6 protein-coding genes are annotated in these 6,766 nt (G+C 68.6%); 5 read left to right on the top strand and 1 reads right to left on the bottom strand.

Features of this window, described 5'->3' with window-relative positions:
• Positions 1–195: 195 nt before the first annotated feature.
• On the bottom strand, positions 196–645 hold the full coding sequence (locus tag HY726_03465; GenBank protein MBI4608049.1) for a hypothetical protein: 450 nt from the start codon (positions 643–645) through the stop codon (positions 196–198).
• A 493-nt stretch (positions 646–1,138) separates the two neighbouring features.
• Here HY726_03465 and HY726_03460 point away from each other — a divergent pair, with 493 nt between their 5' ends.
• The 5 genes from HY726_03460 (at position 1,139) to HY726_03440 (ending at position 6,737) form a co-directional block, all read left to right on the top strand.
• Positions 1,139–2,611, top strand: a complete 1,473-nt coding sequence (locus tag HY726_03460) for an extracellular solute-binding protein (protein ID MBI4608048.1) — start codon at positions 1,139–1,141, stop codon at positions 2,609–2,611.
• 11 nt (positions 2,612–2,622) lie between these two features.
• Positions 2,623–3,615, top strand: a complete 993-nt coding sequence (locus HY726_03455; protein ID MBI4608047.1) for a sugar ABC transporter permease — start codon at positions 2,623–2,625, stop codon at positions 3,613–3,615.
• Positions 3,612–4,535, top strand: a complete 924-nt coding sequence (locus HY726_03450; GenBank protein MBI4608046.1) for a carbohydrate ABC transporter permease — start codon at positions 3,612–3,614, stop codon at positions 4,533–4,535. Before HY726_03455 ends, HY726_03450 begins: the two co-directional genes overlap by 4 nt.
• A gap of 370 nt (positions 4,536–4,905) precedes the next feature.
• Positions 4,906–5,994: an ABC transporter ATP-binding protein gene (locus HY726_03445; GenBank protein MBI4608045.1), complete on the top strand. Its 1,089-nt coding sequence runs from the start codon at positions 4,906–4,908 to the stop codon at positions 5,992–5,994.
• Positions 5,991–6,737: an SDR family oxidoreductase gene (locus HY726_03440; GenBank protein MBI4608044.1), complete on the top strand. Its 747-nt coding sequence runs from the start codon at positions 5,991–5,993 to the stop codon at positions 6,735–6,737. The genes HY726_03445 and HY726_03440 overlap by 4 nt, the downstream gene beginning before the upstream one ends.
• The last annotated feature ends 29 nt before the right edge of the window (positions 6,738–6,766 follow it).

Genomic DNA, 6,766 nt, shown 5'->3' with positions numbered 1-6,766 from the left:
CGTCTGAATCGCCTACCATCGGCTACGTGTGATGGACCACGTCCAGCAGATCGAGAAAATCAAGGCCGACCCTGGCTACCCGGCGAGCAGGTTAGCGTGGAGATCGGAGAAGCGTAGGGCGAAGCGCGAGCGGGGCACAATGCCGAAAAAACGATACAGGTAAGAAGGGGCGAGCGTTACGCCGGGGGGCTGAGCTTAGAAGAGCGCGGAGGCGACGCGGAGGGCGGCCGTTACCAACGGCTTCGGGTACACCCCCAGGGCCACCACGCCGAGGGCGCAGAGGAGGATAGAAAAGCTGAGAGGCGGGGCGACCGAAATCCGCCCCTGGCGCTCCGGCGCCTCGATGTACATCCGCTTGGCGATTACCAGGTAGTAGAAAAGCGCCACCACGGTCAGCACCGCACCCACGACCACGAGCCAGTAGAGCCCCACCTCGGCCGCCGCCCAGAAGACATAGAGCTTGGCCCAGAACCCCGCCACGAACGGGATTCCCCCGAGCGAGAGCAGGAAGAGCAGCATGGCCAGCGCCAGGAGCGGCGAGCGCTGGGCCAGGCCCTTCAACGCGTTCAGGTGCACCGACCCCTCAGCCTGGGCCACCGCCTCCACCACCAGGAACGCCCCCATGTTCCCGAACACGTAGGCCACTTGCGTCTGAGGGACGCGAGGGAGAGAAGCGTAGGAGGGCTCTCAGCATTCTCCGTGCGCACGTCGGGCTTCCATCGACGCGCCGACATTCCTCCGCGGGGAGGCGGCCACCCGGCGTCAGCTTTTCGCCTTGACAGGCCCCGCATCCCCCCCTATCTTGCCTGCGTGGCGGGCGGGACTCTGACGGAGGTCCCTCAGGGCTGCACCCGTTCCTTGTGCGAGAGCTGAGACGGCCTGTTATGCTTCCTAACGCTCCGACACCCCGAGGTATTGCGACCGACGGCAGGCGGGCTACGCTCGGGATGCGGCCACCGGCAGCCCGCCGGTGGCGGTCACCGGCTGCGTGGTCGGGGAGGACGCCGTCATCGGCGGGCCGGGTGAGGCCGTGACGGTCGGGGCGGCGGTCATGAGTGGGCCCCTGTCGACCGGGTCACCCCCGAGCGTGACTCGGCCGTGGGCGGTGCCATGCGCACGTCGCGCAGAGGAGGGAGCCATGTGGAAGGGAGCAATCGTGGGGGCTGTTGCGCTGCTGCTTGCCACCGGGACGACAGCGTGGGGTCAGACGGTGCCGGGAGCGACGCCCTCGGAACGCGCCGTCAATGGCGCCAAAGCCTACCTGAAGAAGATCGGGGTGGACCGGCTCGAGCAGACCATGATGCTGGTGTCCCTGTTCGCCAAGGCCCAGCCCAAGTACCTCGAGGAGTGGGAGAAGCTGACCGGCATCAAGATCAAGACCATCGAGTACGGCTACACGGACATCCCCTCCAAGATCATGGCCGACGCCGTGGCCAAGACCGGCCAGTACGACATCTATAACCACCAGATGTACATGGTCCCCGACGCCGCCGAGGCGGGCGTCATCGCCCCGCTCGACGACTACGCCGCGCGGGGCAAGCCCTCCTTCGATGACATCCCCAAAACGCTCCGCAACGAGCAGTACTACCGGGGCAAGCTCTACGCCACGTTCAACGACGGCGATCAGACCGTGCTCGCCCTCCGCAAGGACCTCCTCGAGCTGCCCCAGGCCCGCGCCGCCTTCAAGGCCAAGTTCGGCCGGGAGCCCGGCTGCCCCGACACCTGGAAGCAGTGGGAGGAGCTGGCCTCCTTCTACAACGGCAAGAAGGGCCAGAACTTCTACGGGATCACACTGGAGAAGGACCTCTACGGCGCCCAGGAGTATCGGGCCCGCGACTTCGCCTACCGCTGGTGGCAGGGGCACTACGCCTCCAAGGGCAAGCTGCTCTTCAACCGGAACATGAAGCCGCTCATCGACGGCCCGGAAGGCGTCGAGGCCACCAAGGAGATGATCGGTCTCACCCAGTACATGCCGAAAGACATCTTCGGCTGGGGCACGCCCCAGAACTACCCCTTCTTCGCCCAGGGGAACTCGTTCTCGATCTCGACCTTCCCCTCCATCGTCGGATATGCCGAGAAGGCGCCCGGCACCGTCGTGACCGGCAAGGTCCTGAGCTGCGTCGTCCCCGGCAGCATCGTCAAGGGCAAGCTGGTCCGCCGCTCCGTGCAGCCCGCCGGCACCCAGTACATGGTGAGCCGCTACAGCAAGCACCCGGAGGCGGCCTACTGGTTCCTCCAGTGGTTCTCAAGCCCCGAGGTGGGGGATCGGGCCGTCGCCGATCCGGCCGGGTTCTGGGACCCCTACCGGCCCGCCCAGGCCAAGAACCCCGCCATCATCGCCAAGTTCGGCGAGCAGTTCATGAAGGTCACGATGGAGAACGCCAAGATCGCGGTCCCCATGATCCCGCTCCAGGGTAACCGCGAGTACTTCGACGCGCTCGACGTGAGCCTCCAGGAGGCCTTCTTCGCCCGGATCACCGCCGAGGAGGCGATGAAGCGGACGGCCCGCGCCTGGGAGAAGATCACCGACGACATCGGGCGGAAGAAGCAGGCGGAGGCCTGGAAGACGGTGGTGGAGAGCGGGTCGTACTTCGACGCCGAAGGCTACTGATCGCCCCCTGGATGACAAGACTCCCGGACACCGCCGCCGCGCCACCTGGCGTGGCGGCGGCCTCGACTCGCTCCCGACGGCTCACCGTCGGGGCGTGGCTGGAGCAGGAGAGGGTCTTCCGCTGGATCCCCCTCATTCCCGTCCAGCTTCTGCTCCTCGCGCTCCTCGCCGTACCCTTCGCGCTGACGATCTACATCAGCCTGCTCCGCTGGCGGCTCACCCTGGGCTTCTGGACGGCCGCGCCCTTCGGGGGTCTGTCCAACTTCGTGGACGCGCTCACCGACGAGGTGTTCCTCTTCTCGATCGTCCGCACCTTCACCTTCGCCGCTAGCGCCGTCACCGCCGAGCTGCTTCTCGGCTTCGGCCTCGCCCTCCTCACCTACAAGAGCTTCCGCGGCCGCCGCTTCTACCTCACCGTCTTCCTCATCCCCATGATGATCATCCCCGTTGTCGTCGGGTACGACTTCTCGATGCTCCTGATCGACACGGGCCCGCTCAACCACGCGCTCAGCCGGCTCACGGGCCAAGAGGTCCGCATCCGCTGGATGTCCGAGTACCGGGCGGCCCAGGTGGCGGTGGTCCTGGCCGACATCTGGCAGTGGACGCCGCTCACCTTCCTGATCTTCGTCTCCGGCCTCTCGGCGCTGCCGCCGGAGCCGATCCGGGCCGCCCAGGTGATGGGGGCGAGCCGGTGGCAGGTGTTCCGGTACGTACAGCTCCCGCTGCTCAAACCCGTCATCATGATCGCGCTGGTCGTCCGCTCCATGGAGGCGCTCAAGATCTTCGACATCCCGATGCTCCTGACCCAGGGCGGGCCGGGCAACGCCACCGAGACGCTCTCGATCTTCCTCTGGCGGAACGCCTGGGTCTTCAACAAGGTCTCCTACGCGGCGGCCGCGTCCGTGCTCCTCCTGGTCCTCTTCAGCGTCGTGATCTTCGCCTCCATCCGCCTCCTCCAGCGGGAGCGGGCGGCCCTGGAGGCCGAGCGGGTGCCGGCCCGATGAGCCGCCGTCGCCGCAGGCGCCTGGCGGCCGCGCTCCGGCACGCCGCCCTTCTGGCCTGGACGCTCGTGGTGCTCTTCCCCGTCTTCTGGATGGTGCTGACGTCCTTCAAGGACTCCGGGGACTGGGTGAGCTGGCCCACGCGCTGGTGGCCCTGGGTCGACTTCCAGCCGACCCTGTTCAACTACCGCCAGATCTTCCACTTTGGGACGACCGGCGAGCTGCGGCGCGAGTACGCGGAGCAGGCCTACAACATCTGGAAGGGCATCGCCGACAGCGCCCTCATCGTCACCATCGCGTCGGTGGCCTCGCTGCTGCTGGGGTCGGCGCTCGCCTACGCGATCTCGCGCTTCCGGGTCGGGGGCAGGAACTACGCCTACACGATCCTCACCGTGCGCATGCTCCCGCCGATCGTGGTGGCGGTGCCGATGCTGATCTACTACACGAGCATTCCCGTCTTCTTCGCGAACCTCCTCAACGTCCGGCTGGAGTTCTTCGACACCTACTACGGCATCATCCTGCTCTACCTCACCACCACCCTCCCCTACGTCATCTGGATGATGCTGGCCTTCATCGACGAGGTGCCGCGCGAGCTCGAGCACGCCGCCCGGGTGATGGGCGCCGGGCGGTTCACAATCGTCCGCAAGGTCGTCTTCCCGCTGGTCGCCTCCGGCATGGTGGTGACGCTCATGTTCGTCTTCATCCTGAACTGGAGCGAGTTCCTCCTCGCCCTCACCCTGTCCCAGCCCAAGGTCCTCACGCTGCCCGTCCTCCTCAACAAGTTCCAGTCGGCGGTCGAGGGGCGCCTCTACGGGCCCCAGGCCGCCATCGGCACCGTCGTGACGATCCCGGTCGTGATCCTGGGGTTCGTCATCCAGAAGCACCTGGTGAAGGGCTTCAGCTTCGGGATGATCCGGCGCTAGGGAACCCGGAGGGGGGCTACGCCCCCCTTCCGGACCTCCCCCCGAGGAACCTGCGCGGGCAAAGCCCGCGCTCGGAGTGGAACCAGCAAGGGCCGGCGAACTGTCAGGAGCGCGAGAGCATTCAACCCTGTTACTCCGACAGGCTCGTAGCATAATCGGAGGGGGCCTCGACGGCCCCCTCCGAGGCCTCCCCCAGATGGTGGTTCGAGCGTGGCGGGTTCGGCCATGCCGCGAGGCAGGCCACCCGCCGCGCGAGGCCCGAGTCAATTGCGCGGGCCAAGCCCGCGCTCGGAGTGGTCCATCGTGAGCTGGGCAGTGTGGCTCGGGCAAGCCGCGCGGCTGACCGGGACGGCCTCCTAAGGGGGATGCCGTGGCCGGCGTGCGGCTCGAGAACCTCAGCAAGACCTTCGGCCGGACCCAGGCGGTGCGCGGAGTGAACCTGGACGTCGCCGACGGCGAGTTCGTGGTCTTCGTCGGTCCCTCCGGGTGCGGCAAGACGACCACGCTCAACCTGATCGCCGGGCTGGAGACGCCGACCACGGGCGACGTCTGGATCGGCCCCGACCGCGTCACCGACTGGGAGCCCCGCGATCGCAACCTCGGCATGGTCTTCCAGAGCCTCGCGCTCTTCCCGCACATGGCCGTCTTCGACAACATCGCCTTCCCCCTCCGGATCAAGAACGTGCCGGCCGCGGACATCCGCGCGCGGGTGGAGGCCGTGGCCCAGACCCTCCACGTCGCGCACCTCCTCGGCCAGCGCCCGGCCACGCTCTCGGGCGGCGAGGCCCAGCGGGTGGCGCTGGCCCGCACCATCATCGTGCGGCCGGCCGTCTTCCTCATGGACGAGCCTCTCTCCAGCCTCGACGCCAAGCTCCGGGTGGAGATGCGCACCGAGCTGAAGCGCCTGCACGAAGCCCTCAAGGCCACCTTCATCCACGTCACCCACGACCAGGCCGAGGCGATGACGATGGCCGCCCGCATCGTCGTCATGCACCAGGGGCTCGTCCAGCAGGTGGGGCCGCCGCTCGCCATCTACAACGAGCCGGCCAACCGCTTCGTGGCGGGGTTCTTCGGCGTCCCCGCCATGAACTTCGTGGACGGCGAGCTCCGCGAGGACGGGGGGCGCCTCCGCTTCGAGGCGCCGGCCCTGAGCGTGCCGCTGGCGGGGCGCGCGGCCCCGGCCGGCCGGGGGGCGGCGCTCGGCGTCAGGCCCGAGCACGTGCGCCTGGCGGACGGCGAGGGCGCCACGCCGGGCCCGAGCTGGCCGGCCACCGTGAGCCTCACCGAGCCAATGGGCGACGAGACCCTGGTCTTCCTCGACTACGGGGGCCCGGTGTCTCTCGTGGCCAAGGTCGACGCCGAGGAGAAGGTCGCCGCCGGCGACCGCCGCCGCTTCGGCTTCAACCTCGACCGGCTCCGGTTCTTCGACGCCGCGACGGGCGAGAGGATCCTCCGATGAGATTCCAGGACCAGGTGGTCATCGTGACCGGAGCCGCCAAGGGGATCGGTGCCGCCATTGCGCGCGCCTTCGCGCGCGAGGGGGCGCGGCTCGCGCTCCTCGACATCGACGCATCCGGCGCCGAGGGGGTGGCGGGCGCGCTGGCCGGGCGCCAGGTGCTCGTCTGCAAGGCCGACGTCACCGTCGCCGCCGACGTCCGGCAGGCGGTGGACGCGGTGGTCGCCCGCTGGGGGCGGATTGACGTGCTCGTCAACAACGCGGGCGGCTTCGCCGTCATCCGGCGCACCGAGGACATCCCCGACGAGGAGTGGGACGCGATCCTGCGCTTCAACCTCACCAGCGTGTTCCTGTGCTCGAAGGCGGTCGTGCCGGTGATGAAGCGTCAGCGCTCCGGCCGCATCGTGAACCTGTCCTCGACCGTGGGGCGGGCGGGAGCGGTGACCGTCACCTCCCACTACGCGGCGGCGAAGGCCGGCGTCCTCGGCTTCACCCGCCACCTCGCGCGCGAGCTCGGGCCCGACGGGATCACCGTCAACGCCGTGGCCCCCGGCACGGTCGGCACCGAGCGCTGGCACGCCCTGCGCACTGAGGAGGAGAAGCGGAAGATCGCGGAGAGCGTGCCCCTCCGCCGCGTCTCCGCCCCGGAGGAGATTGCCGAGGCCGTCCTCTTCCTCGCCTCCGATGCCGCGCGCTACATCACCGGAGCCACCCTCGACGTCAACGGTGGATTGGTGATGATGTGAGGGGTTTCCTGAGCTCGGCGGCCCGGCCG

It is taken from the genome of Candidatus Rokuibacteriota bacterium (assembly GCA_016209385.1).
Taxonomy (GTDB): domain Bacteria; phylum Methylomirabilota; class Methylomirabilia; order Rokubacteriales; family CSP1-6; genus JACQWB01.
The sequence above is the reverse complement of the archived record's forward strand: the minus strand, read 5'-3'. Positions and strand labels throughout refer to the sequence as shown.

Coding starts and splice junctions, on each gene's coding strand:
- HY726_03455 (MBI4608047.1), top strand. CDS start 2,623: ATGACAAGACTCCCGGACACCGCCGCCGCGCCACCTGGCGTGGCGGCG.
- HY726_03460 (MBI4608048.1), top strand. CDS start 1,139: ATGTGGAAGGGAGCAATCGTGGGGGCTGTTGCGCTGCTGCTTGCCACC.
- HY726_03440 (MBI4608044.1), top strand. CDS start 5,991: ATGAGATTCCAGGACCAGGTGGTCATCGTGACCGGAGCCGCCAAGGGG.
- HY726_03450 (MBI4608046.1), top strand. CDS start 3,612: ATGAGCCGCCGTCGCCGCAGGCGCCTGGCGGCCGCGCTCCGGCACGCC.